Below are 16,218 nucleotides of genomic sequence, written 5' to 3'. Positions count from 1 at the left end.
CGGCCGCCGAAGGGGCGGCGGACCCGGTGGGGGTCCGCCGCTCACCTCGTGGGCTTCTTGCCCGTGATGCCCAGGTGGACGAGGAGCGCGAGGTTCGGCTTCAGTTCGGCCTGCTTGACGCCCCAGGTCTGGAAGCCCTTCTGGTGCGAGGAGACCGCGGCCAGCATCGCGACCAGCGAACCGGCGATCGCGGCGGGGCTGACGTCCTTGTCGACCTTGCCCTTGGCCTGGAGCTCCTTCATCGACTCCGTGAGGGAGTTGGTGACGGAGTTGAGGATCTTCATGCGGATCTTGTAGAACCGCTTGTCGCCCTCGGCCGCACCGAGGTCGACGACCCGCAGGATGGCGTCGTTGCGCCGCCAGAAGTCCAGGAACCCCTCGACCAGTTCCTCGGCCGCGGCCCATCCGGCCTTGCCGACCCAGGCGCGCCCCTCGACCAACGAGGTCAGTTGCGCGCCCTCGTTGGCCATGCGCTCCGCGATCTCCAGGACGGCGCCCTCGACGTCCGGGAAGTACTGGTAGAAGGTCGCGGGGGAGGTACCGGCCTTGCGGGCGACGTCGATCACTTTGACGTCGCGGTACGGCGAGGAGCTGAGCATCTCGCTGAGGCAGTCGAGCAGCTTCTGCCTCGTCGCCTGACCGCGCCGGCCGGCAACGCGGCCATCGACGGTGCGTACTTGTCCTGTCATGCCGTCAGCTTACCGAGGGGTGGTGGGGGCGCGATTCGGCCGCCTGCAAATGGGGTGACGAGGTGCCTGGCCTGGGCGTACACGTGTCCAGGCCGGGACAAAGGGCCTCTTTCGGCCGAGGGGGCGTTCCGGGCGCGCCATCCGGCTTGCGGCCCTATCCCCCGATTAGTCTTATCAACAGGCTGTGGACAAGTTTTCGGGCACATCATGATCCGGAGGTGCATGGCTGGGCGAGTACGGCGGAGGGTACACACCTCCGCACAACGGAAGGAACCGGGCTCATGGCCGCATTCGCGGAAGGTGCTCCCTGCTGGGTCGACGCCTCCCTGCCGGACGTCGAGGCGGGCAAGCGCTTCTACGGTGAGCTCTTCGGGTGGACCTTCGCCGGGGGCGCCGGACCCGAGTACGGGCACTACACCCAGGCCTACAGCCGGGGCCGCAACGTCGCCGCCCTCGCCCCCAAACCCGACGGGCGCATGCCGACCGTCTGGGGGGTCTACCTCTACACGACCGACGCCTACGCCTGCGCCCAGCGCATCCGCGCCGCCGGCGGCCAGCTGGTGATGGACCCGATGCCCGTCGGCCCGTACGGGACCGCCGCGATGGCCGCCGACCCCGGCGGGGCCGTCTTCGGGCTGTGGCAGCCCGGCACCCACCACGGCTTCGACGCCCAGCAGGAGCCGTACACGTACTGCTGGACGGAGGTCTACACCCGCGCCCGCGACGCCGTGGACGTCTTCTACGCCAAGGTCTTCGGCTACGTCCCCCAGGACCAGGACGACTCCGGCGGAGTCGAGTACCGCGTCTGGTCCCCGCCCGGCAGCGCACCCGGCCCCGGCACCGCCGTCATGGGCCGCAGCCTCATCACCGACGCCTTCCCGGACATCATGCCCGCGCACTTCCTCGTGTACTTCGCCGTCCCGGACTGCGACCAGTCCGTCGCCATGGTGCAGCGCCTGGGCGGACGGGTGACCGCGGACCCCTTCGACACCCCTTACGGGCGGATCGCGGTCGTCGCGGACAACCAGGGGGCGGTCTTCGGGCTGCTCTCGGAACCCCGCACCAAACAGGGCCCCTGGCCGGGCGCGTAGGCCGTCCCGTTCGGACGGTGCCGGGCCCCGCGACCGGTCCGCTCGGGAACCCGGCCGCGTACCCGGGGCCGGACCAGGCCCGGGCCTGACAGAATCGGGGTTGCGCGACCGAGGGCGGCGACCCGCGGTGAGACGCCGCACGGGCCGACCGCCGCGTGCCGGCGCGCGCTGGTGGAAGCGGGCCCGAGAGGGAGCCCGTACGGGGATGGGTGTGGAGGCCAGTGGTGGAGCAGCTGACGCAGCACGACCCGAGACGGATCGGCCCCTTCGAGGTGCTGGGACGGCTCGGCGCCGGCGGCATGGGGCTGGTCTATCTCGCCCGGTCGGCGTCCGGCCGGCGGGTCGCGATCAAGACGGTGCGCACCGAGCTCGCCGAGGACCAGCTGTTCCGCGTGCGCTTCACCCGCGAGGTGGAGGCGGCCCGCGCCGTGTCCGGCTTCTACACCGCGGCCGTCGTCGACGCCGACCCGCGCGCGGCCGTGCCGTGGCTGGCCACCGCCTACGTACCGGCGCCCTCCCTCGAGGAGATCGTCAACGAGTGCGGGCCCATGCCCGCCCAGGCCGTACGGTGGCTCGCCGCCGGCATCGCCGAAGCCCTGCAGTCCATCCACGGGGCGGGCCTGGTCCACCGCGACCTGAAGCCGTCCAACGTGCTCGTCGTCGAGGACGGCCCGCGCGTGATCGACTTCGGCATCGCGAGCGGCGTCTCCAACACCCGCCTGACCATGACGAACGTCGCCGTCGGCACCCCCGCCTACATGTCGCCCGAGCAGGCCAAGGACTCGCGCAGCGTCAAGGGCGCCAGCGACGTCTTCTCACTCGGCTCGACGCTGGTCTTCGCCGCCACCGGGCACCCGCCGTACCACGGTGCGAACCCGGTGGAGACGGTCTTCATGCTGCTGCGCGAGGGCCCCAACCTGGAGGGGCTCCCCGCCGAGCTGCGCCCGCTCATCGAGTCCTGCATGCAGATGGACGCCACGCTGCGGCCCACCCCGGCCGACCTGCAGGCGCAGCTCGCCCCGCACCTCTTCGAGGGCGGCGACGAGAGCGGCACCGCCTCGGCGTGGCTGCCCACCCGGGCCGTCGCGATGATCGAGGCCCGCCGGGCCGGCCACCGCAACGCCGCGGCGGCGACCGCGGCTGCCGCTGCCGCCGCCTCGGCTGCCGCCGCCTCCGCCGCGGCCTCCGTACCGGCGCCCGGCGCCCACGCCCCCGGCCCCGGCGCCGGTCTCGGCGCCGGGCCCGCCACGCACCGCCGGGCACGCGGCGGAGCCGACCCGTGGGTCGACCCGAGGACCGGCCAGGCCGTCCCGCAGCGCCCCGAGCACCCGCCGGTGGCCCCCTCCGGCGAGCCCGTCCGCATCGGAGGCTCCCCGGTCCCCATCGGCCCCGGCCCGCAGGCCTCCGCCGCGGCACCGGCCGGCCACGCCCACGCGGCCGCCGCGGACTCGGCGACCGGCTGGATCCGCCCGCCCGGCGGCGGCTCGGTGGCGGGTCCCGCGCCCGTGCCCTCCGTACCGGCACCCGGACCGGCCCCCGACAGCGGGCGCTGGCGGCCCTGGCGCTTCCGCATGTCGAACGAGGTCTGGGGCACCCCGACCGTCGCCGGCGACCTGCTCTACGTCACCTCCTTCGAGGTCCACGCCCTGGACGTGGCCAGCGGCCGCCGCCAGTTCAAGACCCGCGACGTCGCCTGGTCCATGGCCGTCGCCGACGGCCGGATCCACGCCTCCGACGGCCCCTCCCTCTACGCCCTCGACTCCGGCGACGGCTCCGAGCGGTGGCGCTTGTCCACCGACGCCTGGGTGTACGCCCTGCGCGCCGACCGGGGCACCGTGATCACCGCCACGCGCGGTGGCGGCGTGCAGGCCTGGGAAGCGTCCAGCGGACACAAGCTGTGGGAGCTGACGGGCGCGCAGAGCGTCTTCGAGACCGTCGAGGCGGCGCCCGTCCTCGACGACGGCACCGTCTACGTGTGGAAGGACGCGCGGCTGCGCGCCCTGGACGCCCGCTCCGGCCGCGAATCCTGGTCGTACCCGGTCGGCGACGCCGCCTCCTGCGGAAACGTGCCGGTGCGCGTCACCCCGGCGCCCGACGGCAACGTCTACGTCTGCGCGGGCACCCGGGTGATCTCCATCGACCGGGCCTCCGGCCGGGTCCGCTGGCACTTCGAGGCACCCGCGGTGTTCCTGGCGCCCCCGGCCTTCGCGCCCGGCGCGGCCGTCACCGGCGGCGGCGTCTACCTCGCCGACTACCTGGGCACCGTCTACGCCCTGGACGCGGTCACCGGCAAGGACCGCTGGCGCATCGCCACCGAGCCCCGGCCGTCGGCGGACCCGGTCCTGGTCGCCGCCGGCAACGTCCACCTGGGCGCGGGCAGCGCCGTGTACACGCTCGACGCGGTCACCGGCACCCCGAAGTGGCGGTTCGCGGCGGGCGGCGAGATCACCGGCTCGCCGGCGGTCGCGGACGGCCGGGTCCACTTCGGGTCGGCCGACCACTGCCTGTACACGCTCGACGCGGCGGGCGGCCAGCTCCGCTGGAAGCTGGCCACCGGCGGGGAGATCACCGGAGCCCCGGTGGCCGAGGCGGGCGTGGTCTACGCGTGCAGCAAGGACCGCTGCGTCTACGCCCTCGACGCCGCCAAGGGCACGGGCACCCGTACGGGCGGCTGAGCGCGGCTGAGCTACGGCTGAGCTGCGGTGAAGCCGGCGCGGAGCCCGTCGCGGAGCCGGACGGGGGACGCGACCGGGCCGTACGGGGGCCGCGTCGTGGCCCCCTCCGGGTCGCGCACGGTACCGGGAGTGACAGGATGGACCCCATGAGCAACGTATTCTTCGACATCAACATCGACGGCCAGCCCGCCGGCCGCATCGTCTTCAACCTCTTCGACGAGGTCGTCCCGAAGACCGCCCAGAACTTCCGCGAGCTCGCCACCGGCCAGCACGGCTTCGGCTACGCGGGCTCCCCGTTCCACCGCGTCATCCCGCAGTTCATGCTGCAGGGCGGTGACTTCACCAACCAGAACGGCACGGGCGGCAAGAGCATCTTCGGCGAGAAGTTCGCCGACGAGAACTTCGAGCTGAAGCACACCCGCCCGTACCTGCTGTCGATGGCGAACGCCGGCCGCAACACCAACGGCTCGCAGTTCTTCATCACCACGGTCGTCACGCCGTGGCTCGACGGCAAGCACGTCGTCTTCGGCGAGGTCGTCGAGGGCACGGACATCGTCGACCGGATCGAGAAGCTCGGCACCCCCTCGGGCTCCACGCGCGGCAAGATCGAGATCGCGGCCTCCGGCGTCGTCGAGGCCTGATCCGCACCCCCGCCCGCAACGGCTGGCCGGCCCCGCCCCCTCCGGGGGGACGGGGCCGCCGTCGTGTGCGGGCGCCGACGCGGAGGATCACAAGCCCTGACTCCCCTGGTAGCGTGCCGCCGTTGCTTCGAGGGGGAGGACTGGCCATGGCGGTCATAGGACGGCGTGTCCGGTTCACGGCGGTACTGGTGGGTGTGGTGCTCGCGCTGACGGGGTTCTCGTCGACGGGCGGCAGCGGCAGCGGCAGTAGCGGCGGTAGCGGCAAGAGCAAGAGCAGTGGCGGGAGCGGCTGCTCCAGCTCCAAGAGCAAACCGAAGAAGAAGAAGAGCATCGGCAGCGGCGGGAACGGCGGCAGCCCGACGGCGTCGCCCACGCCCACCTCGACCGCGCTGCCCGCGCACGTCGAGCTGGTCGCCTGCGCCGGCCCGGGCCGTCCCACGGCCACCCTCAAGGTCATCTCGGACTCGGCCGTCGAGCGCACCGTCCGGACGACGCTCACCTTCGTATGGGATGCCGGCGACGAGCAGCACGTCGTCGAGGTGCTGCTCAAGGCGGGCGAGAGCCGGACCATGGACATCGCGATGACGAAGACGGACAAGGCCGGGGACGTCCTGCGATGCGCCCTCGGGCCGATCGAGACCGTCGCGACCGCGTCCGCGACCCCCAGCCCGACGTCGGACTCCGGGACTTCCGGTTCGAAGACGACGAAGCCGAAGCCGAAGCCCGGCTCCACCGGGAAGACCCGCTAGTGCTGTGACCGGGCGTTCCGGCCCGGCCGCCCGCTCGCCCGTCAGCGGACCCGCGGCTCCCCGCCCGACCCGCGCCGCCCCGCGAACAGCTCCCCCTGCCGCTCCGGCGACAGGTTGCCCAGCGCCACCAGCCCCGGTGCCTGCGCCAGGGCCTGCTGGAGCGCGGCCTGTTTCGCCGCCCACAGCGACCGTACGGTTCCCTGTACGGCCTCCGTCGGGAAACCGGCCAGGGTCTGCGCCGCCCGCAGCGCCGCCGGGAGCAGCTCGGCGGGCCCGGCCAGTTCGGAGACCAGCCCGATCTCGTACGCCCGCCGCGCGGAGAGGCGTTCCGCCGTGCCCATCAGGGACATCCGGGCGGCCTCGCCGAAGGGCATGCGCTGCGCCATGTAGATCGCCTCGTAGGCGCTGACCATGCCGTAGCTCGTGTGCGGGTCGAAGTACGTGGCCGACGAGGAGGAGACGATGAACTCGCTCTCGCCGAGCAGGTAGAACGCCCCGCCGCAGGCCATGCCGTTGACGGCGGCGACCACCGGCTTCCACAGGTCGTTCGCCTTCGGGCCGATGGCGACGAGCGGGTCGTCCACCGAGTAGGGCGAGGACGGCTGCGGCACCTGTGCGCCGCGGTCGATGCCCGTGCAGAAGGCCGCCTGCCCGGCGCCCGTCAGCACGACCGCACGCACGTCGTCCTCGTAGCGCAACCGCCGCCACACCGCGGCCAGTTCGGCGGCCGTCGCCAGGTCGATGGCGTTGTGCTTGTGCTCCCGGTCCAGGGTGATGACGGCGACCCCGGTCGCCTTGTCCCGCTCGACCCGCAGCCCGGGTGCCGTCATGACTTCTCCAGCACCCAGCGCGGCACGGCCATGCCGCCGGTCTCGGTGAAGACGACCTGGACGCGGGCGCCGATGCGCAGCCGCGCCGGGTCCACCGAGTTCAGCGGGGCGTCGGCGGAGGTGACCAGGTTCCCGGCGAGGCGGATGTGGGGGGCGTCGACCAGCTCCACGAGGATCACGTTGTACGGGGCCTGCGCGGCGTAGGCGGGCAGCAGCGGCGGGTGCGGCCGCACGTACGACCAGATCCGGCCCCGCCCGCTCGTCGGCCGCCACTCGGACTCGAAGGACCGGCAGTGCGGGCAGCAGGGCCGGGGCGGGAAGCGGAGCTTGCCGCAGTCGGGCTCGGCGCAGGCCTGGACGCGGAGCTCGCCCTGGGCGGCGTACTCCCAGAAGGGCGCTCCGTCCTCGTCGGGGACGGGCAGGAGGAGTTCGTCCGAAGCGGCGGTGGTCGCGGTGGTCGCGGTGGTCATGGTCTCCAGCTCCTCAGGCTCGCAGCAGGACGGCGGACGTCGGGACACCCTCGCCCGCCGTCACCAGGCAGGTCGCGGCATCCGGCACCTGGGCGGTGGAGATGCCGCGCAGCTGCTTGACGCCCTCGTTGATCAGGTTGAAGCCGTGGACGTAGGCCTCGGAGAGGCCGCCGCCACCGGTGTTGATGGGAAGCCGGCCGCCGATCTCCAGGGCCCCGCCCTCGGTGAAGGAGGCGCCCTCGCCGCGCCCGCAGAAGCCGTAGCCCTCCAGGGAGAGCGGGATGAGCGGGGTGAAGGCGTCGTAGATCTGCGCGACGTCCACGTCCTGCGGCCCGAAGTCGGCCTGCTTCCAGAGGTGTCGGGCGGCGGTCCAGGCGGGCCCGGACAGCGGGTCGTCGTTCCAGTAGTTGACCATGCCGTGGTGCTGCGCGGGCAGGCCCTGGGCCACGGAGTGGACGTACACCGGCTTCTGCCGGCAGTCGCGGGCGCGCTCGGCGCTGACGATGACGCAGGCCAGCGCCCCGTCCGTTTCGAGGCAGTTGTCGAAGAGGCAGAGGGGGTCGCTGATCATGCGGGAGGTCATGTACATCTCGCGGGTCAGCGGGCGCTCGTACATCATCGCGGCCGGGTTCTCGTTGGCCCGGTTGCGGCAGGCCATCGCGACGTTGAAGAGGTGGTCGCGGGTGGCCCCGTACTCGTGCATGTAGCGGCGGGCCAGCATGCCGATCTCGTCCGCCGGGCGCAGCAGCCCGAAGGGGCGCGTCCACTGGCCGGGGGTGGGGAGCTGGACCGCGGTGTTCTTCCACGGGCGGGGGCCGGAACCGCGTTTGCGCGAGCGCCAGGCGACGCCGACGCTCGCCTGGCCGGTGGCGACGGCGGCGGCGAGGTGGCCGACGGTGGCGCAGGAACCGCCGCCGCCGTAGCCGATCTTGGAGAAGAAGGTGACGTCGCCGGCGCCGATGGCCTTGGCGACCTCGACCTCGTCGGTCTCCTCCATCGTGTAGGAGGAGAAGGCGTCGACCTCGGAGGGGTCTATGCCGGCGTCGGCGAGTGCCGCCAAGATGGCCCGGCAGGCCAGTTCCTTCTCGGACTGCGGCAGTTGTTTGGCAAAGGCGGTCTGCCCGATGCCGACTATCGCCGTAGCGTCCTTGAGCGTTGCCGCCATCGCCACCTCCGGGGTGCGCACCAGTACTGACAGCCGCGAAGGCTACAGCTAATCTGACGGATAGTCAGCTACTGGGTATCGCAGGGAGGGGCGGACGATGGACGAGGACGAGGGCGGACGCGGGGTCGCGGCCGCGACGCAGAACGGGGACGGGCGCGGGCCCGAGGCCGAGCAGGGCCCCGCATCCGCCGCCGGGCGATCCGCCGGGACCGGATCCGCGCACGCCCCCGGGACCGGATCCGCGCACGCACCCGGGTCCGGATCCGCGCACGCACCCGGGTCCGGATCCGCGCACGTCCCCGGGGCCAGCCCCGGCCCGCGTCCCGGCGGGGGGGCCGCGCCGGCGGACCAGAGCATCGGCGCGCTCGTGCGGCGCGCCGCCGCCCGGTACGCCGGCCGCGAGGCCGTCGTCGACGGCCGCGTCCGCATCGACTACGCCCAGCTCGGCGAACGCGTCGAGCGGGCCACCGCCGCCTGCATCGCCGCCGGCGTCGAACCGGGGGACCGGGTCGCCGTCTGGGCGCCCAACACGCTCGAATGGATCGTCTCCGCACTCGGCGCCGTCTCCGCCGGAGCCGTACTCGTCCCCCTCAACACCCGTTTCAAAGGCTCCGAGGCCGCCTACGTCCTCCAGCGCAGCCGCACCCGGCTCCTCTTCGTCACGGGCACCTTCCTCGGCACCTCCTACGTCGCCTCGCTGCGCCGCGCCGCCGCCGAGGGCGCCGGCTCCGGGCCGCTGCCCGGCCTGCCCCACCTGGAGCAGGTCGTCGTCCTGGCCGAGGACGCCCCCGACTCCTTCCGCACCTGGAAGGACTTCCTGGCCGGCGGGGACTCCGTACCCGCCGACGTGGTCACCGCCCGTACCGAATCGATCGGCGCCGACTCCCCGTCCGACATCATCTTCACCTCGGGCACCACCGGCAGCCCCAAGGGCGCCGTCATCACCCACGCCCAGTCCTTGCGCTGCTACGAGGTGTGGAGCGACCTCGCCGGACTGCGCGAGGGCGACCGCTACCTGATCGTGAACCCCTTCTTCCACACCTTCGGCTACAAGGCCGGCATCATCGCCTGCCTGCTGCGCGGGGCCACGATGGTCCCCCAGCCCGTCTTCAACGTCGACACCGTCCTCGCCAACGTCGCCGCCGAGCGGATCTCCGTACTCCCCGGCCCGCCCACCCTCCACCAGTCGATCCTCGACCACCCCCAGCGCGACCAGCACGACCTCTCCGCCCTGCGCCTGGTCGTCACCGGCGCCGCGGTCGTCCCGCTCCAGCTCGTCGAGCGCCTCCGCGGCGAGCTGCGCATAGCAGTCGTCCTGACCGCCTACGGACTCTCCGAGGCCAGCGGGATCGTCACCATGTGCCGGCGCGGCGACCCGGCGCAGACCATCGCGGCCACCTCGGGGCGGGCCATCCCCGGCACGGAACTGCGCATCGCGGGCGCCGACGGGCAGGCGCTGCCCGCGGGGGAGGCCGGCGAGGTGTGGGTGCGCGGGCACAACGTCATGCAGGGCTACTTCGAGGACGCCGCCGAGACCGCCGAGGCCATCACCCCCGACGGCTGGCTGCGCACCGGCGACGTGGGGGTCCTCGACGCCGCGGGCAACCTGCGCATCACCGACCGGATCAAGGACATGTTCATCGTCGGCGGCTTCAACGCCTACCCGGCCGAGATCGAGCAACTCCTCGGCCTGCACCAGGACATCGCCGACGTCGCCGTGGTCGGCATCCCCGACCCGCGCCTGGGCGAGGTCGGCAAGGCGTACGTGGTCCGCCGCCCGGGCGCGCTCCTCACCTCCGACGACCTGATCGCGTGGTCGCGCCGTGAGATGGCCAACTACAAGGTCCCGCGCGAGGTGGAGTTCGTAGCCGAACTCCCGCGCAACGCGAGCGGCAAGATCCTCAAACGCGAACTCCGGTCCCGCTGAGCCGCGCCCTAGGGGCCGGAGCCGAGGTCGGAGGCTTGGCCGCCACGCCCGGCCGTCCGCTCCGCCGCCGGGGGGCCGCAGCCCTTGCAGGTCCCGGCCACGGGACTGCGGAAGGCGCGGTCGCACTTCGGGCAGTTCTGGAGGGGGTCCGGCGGTACGAAGGCGGGGGCGCGGGCGATCGGCGCCAGAGGCGGTGGCAGCTGGGCCGTGAGCCGGTGGGCGACGAGCCCGGCCGGGTTGTGGAGCGGCACCGGGAGCTTCGCCGTCAGGACGGCGACCAGCGCGTGCACGTCGGCCCCGCGCTCCAGCCAGGCCTCGACACCGCCCGCGAGGTACCGGATGTCGCGCTCGCCGAGCAGCAGCCGGGGGTCGCAGCGGCGGAGCTCCGCCAGGACCTCGCACGCGATGCGGTGGCGTGCGGGGTTGTCGCTGCCCCGGGGTGCGGGAAGGCCTCCCGCGGAGGGCGCGGTCGCGGGGGCGGGCGCGGGCCTGTCCTCCACCAGGGGCTCCGGACCCGGCTCCGGCTCCGCCGGGCGCGGCGGCGCGGCGGGAGGGTCCACCGGGGGAGGCGGCGGCTCGGCGGGAGGGTCCGTAGGAGGTGCGGGCGGCCCCGGCGGAGGCAGCGGCGGCTCGGGGGGCCGGGGGAGGGCGGTGGCCGCGCGCGGGTGGTTGTAGGACACCGTTCGGGTGACGATCCGCCCGCCCGGCAGGCTCTCCAGGGACCGCTCCAAGTACCCGAACGCCACCAGCTCCCGCAGGCCGTTGGTGATCGAGGTCTCCCCGAGCGGCAGCTGCTTGACCAGGTCCCTGATGCCGATGGGGGTTCCGGCGGGCAGCGACTGGATGTAGATCCCCAGGATCCGCGCCACCGCCGACATCTCGGGATGCTGGATCAGGTCGTTGCTCACGACGGTGAACCGGCCGGTGAGACGGACGTTGGCGTGCCGAACGCCGTATGTCGCGCGCGTGGGCGCGGTAAAGTGCACCGAAGCCATCAGGAAGGGACTACTTCCTCGTTGGTCAGGCCCTCGATCGGGATTCGCAGTCCCGGCGGGGGCCGTCTCATGTCTGGGTTGTCGGGGCGAGCATATGCCAGACAACCACCTCGAAATCCAGCCCAGTGGGACGATTCACCCGTGCGAGTGAGTCGCTCCGTCGCGGGAGGCTGGTGGGGTCTGGAATGAGTTCTTTCTCTTGGTACTTCGCATCAAAAGAAGCGTCGTGCGCCACCGGGTCGCGGTCCGCCGCGACCCGGTAAGGCCCCTCCTCCGCAGGTGAGTTCGCATCCGACGGCGGCTCGTCAGCCCTGCCCGTCCCCGCTCCACGCGCGGAGCTTCTCCGGGTTGCGGACCGCCCAGATGCGGGTGATGCGGCCGTCGTCGAGGCCGAACGCCGCCACGGTCACGGTGACGCCGCCGTGCTGGGCGACCAGGCCGGGCAGGCCGTTGACCGTCCGCTCCAGGAGCGTCAGCCCAGGGGCCTTGTCGGCGATGTGGATCAGGTACTGGGCGATGCGCTCGCTGCCCTCGACCGGGCGCAGGACCGTGCCGACGAGGCCGCCGCCGTCGGCGGTCATCGTGGCGTCGGGGTCGAGGAGGCCGACGAGGGCCCGGATGTCCTTGGCCTCCCACGCCACCTTGAAATCCCGTACCAGACCGGCCTGACCGGCCGTCGGAGCCGCCGGGGCCCGTTCGGCACGCGTACGTCGACGGGCCGATGACGCCAACTGCCGGCAGGCGGCGGGTGACCGGCCGAGGATCTCGGCGACTTCGGCGAAGCGGTAGCGGAAGACGTCGTGCAGGATGAACGCCACGCGTTCGGCCGGCGTCATCGACTCCAGCACGACGAGGAAGGCCATGTTCACCGACTCGTCCAGGGTGACCCGGTCGGCGGGGTCTGCCGGCTCCGCCCTCCCGCCGTCCGCCGGCCCGCCGGCCCACTCCGTACGGTCGGGCAGCGGCTCGGGTATCCACGCGCCGACGTAGCGCTCGCGCCGGACCCGCGCCGAGCCGAGCACGTCCAGGCAGATGCGGCTGGCCACAGTGGTCAGCCAGGCGCCCGGCGACTCGACGGCTTCCTGCTGCTGCCGCGACATCGCGTACCAGCGCGTGTACGTCTCCTGCACGGCGTCCTCGGCCTCGGCCAGTGAACCGAGCAGCCGGTACGCGAGGTTGATCAGGTTGCGCCGCTCGCTGACGATCGAGCCCAGGCTCGGCTCTGCCGGGTCGTGTCCCTGCTCGGACGAGACGCTCATGATCGCGATCGCTCCCCGTTTCTCCGCGGCGCCTCACATTTCGCGGGCCTGTGTCGTCGGACTACCGAGACAGTACAGATCCACCGCCGCGAGGCAGATGAGGGGACCACGTCATGGCCGTACAGGCGACGCCAGTTCAGGACAGGTTCACGTTCGCGCACGTAGCGATAGCCCTGCAGACCTTGACCCTCCTCTTCCAGGCCGTCAGCGCGGGACTGCTGCTGTCCACCACTTACGGCGAGACGCTGCACGGCGTCGGAGCGCGCGTGATGTACGGCGCGTCGATGCTGTACGTGCTCGCCGCGGTCCTCGCGTGGAAGCCGGGCGGCGGTTCGCCCCGCCCCATCCTGTACGCGTCCGGCTTCCTCGTACTCGCTTCGGTGCAGGTGCTGCTGGGCATCGCGCACAAGCCGACGCTCCACGTCCCCCTGGGCGTCCTGATGTTCGGCCTGAGCGTGCTGGACCTCGGCCGCGCGCTGTCCACCCGCTCCCCGAACCCTTTCGCCGAACGCCCCTAGCCACGGTGTGGAAGGGGTCCGGTCCCGCCGAGCGACGAATCCGGCCTGGGGTCTCGTCCCCGCTGTCGCTGTCGCTGTCGCTGTCGCTGTCGCTGAGGCGGGCCGGCCCTGGCCGGCCCGCCTCAGGGGATCGGGGCGATGCCCGGGCGCTCGATCAGAAGTGCGGGTCGAGCAGCGAGCCGAAGGTGTAAGTGCCCGCCGCCCAGTGGTACTGCTTCGGGTCGTTGAGGTATGCCGTCTGCGAGCCGGGCTTGGACAGGCTGGACGTCTGCTCGTAGTAGCCGTCATGGGGGACGATGCAGTCTGTCCACGTGTAGGTGCCCGTGGCCAGGTACATGTCGCGGCTCGGGGTGCGGTTGCCCTCGAAGACCTGCGTCCACGTGTAGGTACCGTCGGTCAGGTACATGCTCCTGGTGGTGCACGCGTTGGTGTCTTCCCACACCGGTATGCCGTCCAGCCACACGCTCCGCGTGTTGTACGCCGTGTCGGCCGCGCTCGCCGGGCTCCCCGCGAGCGTCACGAGCGCCGTCGCCGCGGCCGCCGCGGCCGCGAACTTGCCGATCTTTCCAGCCATGCGATGTCTCCCTTGAAGAATCGTTGCCCGTCGGCACTCACACCATGAGTAGCCGTCGATCACCCTGCTCGGGCCGGGCGCGATCGGCTTCTCGATTCACGCTGTGGCGCCGTCTCCAACGGAGAATGTAGGACCGGGCAGCGCGCGGTGGTGTGCGTGGCGTGCCGGGTTTCTGTTCTCTGCATGCCGTGGGGCGACCAGAGAGAGCGCACGATGTTCGGTAGGGCTGATCCCATAGGCGTCGCGAAATGCCCGGCTGAACCCGGTGGCACTGGAGAAGCCCCAGCGGGCCGCGATCGCTTGAACGGGCTGACCGCTCAGTTCCCCGCATGCGAGGTCGGTGTAAGCGCGCTCCAGCCGGCTTTGGCGGACACGCGCCGCGATGGTCAGGGGCTGGTCACCGAACAGGCGGTGGAGACCCCGCAGGGACATGTTGTGCCGATCGGCGATCACCTCGGGAGTCAGGCCCGGGTCGCCGAGATTGTTCTCGATGAAGCGGTGGATCCGCTGCAGCGTCTCCTGCGCACGAGCCTCGGCAGGTGCCTCGCCAGGGTCACCGAGCTGCCGCGCGAGGAACGCGGTGGCCAAGTCGAGGGTGATGGACCCCATCCCGCGCAGCTCGTCCGGGCGACATCGCGGGCCGCGTGTGAGCAGCGTCTTCAGGAAGTCGGCGAGGATCGCCCCTGACCCCAGGTCTGCGGCCAAGCTCTGTGCGAGGAGGCTGTCCACCCGGTCTGAGCTCAGTGCCAGGGCCTGACGGGGAATCTGTATGACGACCGCCTCGACTTGGCCGCCTGTGCATGCTCCCTCACTCGGTCGTGAGGTGTCGGTGAGCACGAGTCCCCCCGCGACCACCGATTCGTTGCCCCGCTGGGAGATCCTGAAAGTACCTCGCGTGAGGAGCGCCAGCTGCACGTGCTCAGGATCGCCACGGCGGACATGAGTCGAGGTGCGGCGCGAGAGCACCGGTGAGCAGGCTAAGCCGGTCAGCCGCACCACGCCGAGGTCCAGATCCGTGATGCTCGCCCGGAAGCCGGCCGCATGACGGGTGCTGATCGATACCGGCATCACATCGCTGGACACCGTCTCGCAGAACCAATCAAACCTGTCCCCACCCGCCCCGACGGCATTCGGCGCAATCGGCAATCCCATGCGATCCCCCACACATCGACGTGACCCTGACACTGGCGACCTGGTCTCCACCAGGCAGGCGAATCAGTTTTGCCGATCGTGCGGCGAAACGAAGCGGCGCCACTGCCGCTCTCCGGATGAGCCGCCCGCCGGCCTACGCCGCCCGCCGGCCTACGCCGCCCGGCGGGCCAGGATGAGGCGCCAGTGCGGGGTGCCGTCCTCGCGGTGGCCGAAGTGGGTCAGGGGGACCGTCTCGACCGTGAAGCCGGCCGCGCGGAGGTCCCTGCGGACGGGGCCGAAGGGGAACGTGCGGTAGTACATGACGAACGGCGGGCGCCAGACGGCGTTGCGCAGCCGCATCGCCGCGTCGAAGCCGGCCGTGGCCCACCAGGCCGGGCGGGTCGGCGGGAGCGGTGCGCCGATCGGGAAGGCGAAGACTCCGCCGGGGCGCAGGGCCGTGTGGACGCCGGAGAAGACGGCGGGCCGCTCGGCGGGGAGGAAGTGCCCGAAGGCCCCGAAGCTGACCGCGAGGTCGTAGGAGTCCGCGAGCGCGGCCGGCAGGGCCCGCGCGTCGGCGCGCAGGAGGTCCACGCGCTCGTCGGGGTGTGCGAGTGCGGCCTCGGCCAGCATTCCCACGCTCAGGTCCACCCCGGTCACCCGGCCCCGGCACAGCCGCTGCAGCATCCCGAGGCCTGCGCCCGTTCCGCAGCACACGTCGAGTCCGGTGCCGAAGGAGCCCTCGCGGGCCGCGAGGGTCTCCTCGACGGCGTCGAGCATGCGGTCGGGGGTGCGGAAAGGGGTCCGGTCGAACTTGGGCGCCAGCAGGTCGTAGCCCCGCTCGACGGAGGACAGCGCCTGTACGGCCAGTTCGCTCAGAGTCGGGCCCTGTGAGGTAAACACACGGCCAGCCTAGTGCGGTGGACCTTCCCGGCCACAGCACTAGTGACCGGGTGCCTCCGCAGGGCGTGTCCCCGTCGTCCCGAGGAGTGTCGCGACCGGTCCGTCGAGCCGGCCGCGGCCCGGAAACGGGCATACGGCGGCCGCGGTGGTCCCCCTCCTGGCCACCGCGGCCGCCGTTCCCCCGTGCACCCCGTTGGTCCCCTGTCGATCCCCCGTGACCCCCGGTCCCCCCGTGGTACTTCCGTGCCGTACGACCCGGTCCCCCGTGTCCCCCCGTGTCCCCCGACACCCGGGCCGTACGCGTTCTGGCGGACTTGCAGACCCCCGGTCTTACAGACCCGGACCCGACGCGTGGTTGTCGAGCGTCACGATGTCCTCGTCCGAGGCGTGGTTGTCGAGCGGCTTGATCTCCACGCCCGACGCGTGATTGTCCAGCGGCTTGATTTCGACGCCGGAGGCGTGGTTGTCGAGCGGCTTGATGTCACCGTCGATCGGCAGGATGTTCTCGTTCGTCGTCATCGGATCTCCTGATGGATGGGTCGGGCCCGTTCGGCGATTCCCCCGCGGACCGCCGAACGGGTGGTCCTCCAGCCGACTCGGTGCC

General features: G+C 72.3%; 16 protein-coding genes. 6 read left to right on the top strand and 10 right to left on the bottom strand.

Going from position 1 to position 16,218, the window contains the following annotated elements; genetic code table 11:
- Window positions 1-41 precede the first annotated feature (41 nt).
- A complete protein-coding gene (locus ACFWBY_RS01535) occupies window positions 42-689 on the bottom strand; it encodes a TetR family transcriptional regulator (protein ID WP_385330843.1) in 648 nt (215 codons plus the stop codon).
- 281 nt (window positions 690-970) lie between these two features.
- Here ACFWBY_RS01535 and ACFWBY_RS01530 point away from each other — a divergent pair, with 281 nt between their 5' ends.
- The 4 genes from ACFWBY_RS01530 (at window position 971) to ACFWBY_RS01515 (ending at window position 5,845) form a co-directional block, all read left to right on the top strand.
- Window positions 971-1,780 (top strand): VOC family protein, encoded by an 810-nt coding sequence (locus ACFWBY_RS01530; RefSeq protein ID WP_385330845.1) that lies wholly within the window; start codon window positions 971-973, stop codon window positions 1,778-1,780.
- Window positions 1,781-2,004: 224 nt separating this feature from the next.
- On the top strand, window positions 2,005-4,455 hold the full coding sequence (locus ACFWBY_RS01525) for a serine/threonine-protein kinase (RefSeq protein WP_385409613.1): 2,451 nt from the start codon (window positions 2,005-2,007) through the stop codon (window positions 4,453-4,455).
- A 146-nt stretch (window positions 4,456-4,601) separates the two neighbouring features.
- A complete protein-coding gene (locus ACFWBY_RS01520) occupies window positions 4,602-5,096 on the top strand; it encodes a peptidylprolyl isomerase (RefSeq protein WP_385342175.1) in 495 nt (164 codons plus the stop codon).
- Window positions 5,097-5,242: 146 nt separating this feature from the next.
- A complete protein-coding gene (locus ACFWBY_RS01515) occupies window positions 5,243-5,845 on the top strand; it encodes a hypothetical protein (protein WP_385342177.1) in 603 nt (200 codons plus the stop codon).
- A gap of 41 nt (window positions 5,846-5,886) precedes the next feature.
- On the opposite strand, the gene ACFWBY_RS01510 is transcribed toward ACFWBY_RS01515, so the two are convergent.
- Genes ACFWBY_RS01510 through ACFWBY_RS01500 form a run of 3 tightly spaced genes read right to left on the bottom strand, consistent with a single transcriptional unit; the run spans window position 5,887 to window position 8,310 of the window.
- Entirely contained in the window at window positions 5,887-6,675 is a 789-nt protein-coding gene (locus ACFWBY_RS01510; RefSeq protein ID WP_385342179.1) for an enoyl-CoA hydratase/isomerase family protein, read from the bottom strand.
- On the bottom strand, window positions 6,672-7,145 hold the full coding sequence (locus tag ACFWBY_RS01505; protein WP_385342181.1) for a Zn-ribbon domain-containing OB-fold protein: 474 nt from the start codon (window positions 7,143-7,145) through the stop codon (window positions 6,672-6,674). The genes ACFWBY_RS01510 and ACFWBY_RS01505 overlap by 4 nt, the downstream gene beginning before the upstream one ends.
- 13 nt (window positions 7,146-7,158) lie before the next feature.
- Window positions 7,159-8,310 carry a lipid-transfer protein gene (locus ACFWBY_RS01500; protein ID WP_385342183.1) on the bottom strand — a complete coding sequence of 384 codons (1,152 nt, stop codon included), beginning with the start codon at window positions 8,308-8,310 and terminating at the stop codon, window positions 7,159-7,161.
- A gap of 97 nt (window positions 8,311-8,407) precedes the next feature.
- Between ACFWBY_RS01500 and ACFWBY_RS01495 the strand changes: the two genes are divergently transcribed.
- Complete coding sequence (locus ACFWBY_RS01495; protein WP_385342185.1) at window positions 8,408-10,237, top strand: FadD3 family acyl-CoA ligase; 1,830 nt, start codon at window positions 8,408-8,410, stop codon at window positions 10,235-10,237.
- A gap of 8 nt (window positions 10,238-10,245) precedes the next feature.
- On the opposite strand, the gene ACFWBY_RS01490 is transcribed toward ACFWBY_RS01495, so the two are convergent.
- The gene (locus ACFWBY_RS01490; protein ID WP_385342187.1) at window positions 10,246-11,145 is read right to left on the bottom strand and encodes a helix-turn-helix domain-containing protein; all 900 of its coding nucleotides are present in this window, start codon (window positions 11,143-11,145) and stop codon (window positions 10,246-10,248) included.
- A gap of 392 nt (window positions 11,146-11,537) precedes the next feature.
- Entirely contained in the window at window positions 11,538-12,491 is a 954-nt protein-coding gene (gene sigJ / locus ACFWBY_RS01485; RefSeq protein WP_385342189.1) for an RNA polymerase sigma factor SigJ, read from the bottom strand.
- A 113-nt stretch (window positions 12,492-12,604) separates the two neighbouring features.
- Between sigJ and ACFWBY_RS01480 the strand changes: the two genes are divergently transcribed.
- Complete coding sequence (locus ACFWBY_RS01480; RefSeq protein WP_385342191.1) at window positions 12,605-13,009, top strand: hypothetical protein; 405 nt, start codon at window positions 12,605-12,607, stop codon at window positions 13,007-13,009.
- Window positions 13,010-13,163: 154 nt separating this feature from the next.
- Here the strand turns inward: ACFWBY_RS01480 and ACFWBY_RS01475 are convergent, their stop codons facing one another.
- The 4 genes from ACFWBY_RS01475 to ACFWBY_RS01460 form a co-directional block, all read right to left on the bottom strand.
- Window positions 13,164-13,583, bottom strand: a complete 420-nt coding sequence (locus tag ACFWBY_RS01475) for a hypothetical protein (protein ID WP_385342193.1) — start codon at window positions 13,581-13,583, stop codon at window positions 13,164-13,166.
- A gap of 96 nt (window positions 13,584-13,679) precedes the next feature.
- Entirely contained in the window at window positions 13,680-14,735 is a 1,056-nt protein-coding gene (locus tag ACFWBY_RS01470; RefSeq protein ID WP_385342195.1) for a helix-turn-helix domain-containing protein, read from the bottom strand.
- 150 nt (window positions 14,736-14,885) lie between these two features.
- Complete coding sequence (locus ACFWBY_RS01465; RefSeq protein ID WP_385342197.1) at window positions 14,886-15,614, bottom strand: class I SAM-dependent methyltransferase; 729 nt, start codon at window positions 15,612-15,614, stop codon at window positions 14,886-14,888.
- 330 nt (window positions 15,615-15,944) lie between these two features.
- Window positions 15,945-16,133: a hypothetical protein gene (locus ACFWBY_RS01460; protein WP_214947738.1), complete on the bottom strand. Its 189-nt coding sequence runs from the start codon at window positions 16,131-16,133 to the stop codon at window positions 15,945-15,947.
- Window positions 16,134-16,218 lie beyond the last annotated feature (85 nt).

The sequence above is a fragment of the Streptomyces sp. NPDC060049 genome (assembly GCF_042736715.1).
In the GTDB taxonomy this organism is placed as follows: domain Bacteria; phylum Actinomycetota; class Actinomycetes; order Streptomycetales; family Streptomycetaceae; genus Streptomyces.
The sequence above is the reverse complement of the archived record's forward strand: the minus strand, read 5'-3'. Positions and strand labels throughout refer to the sequence as shown.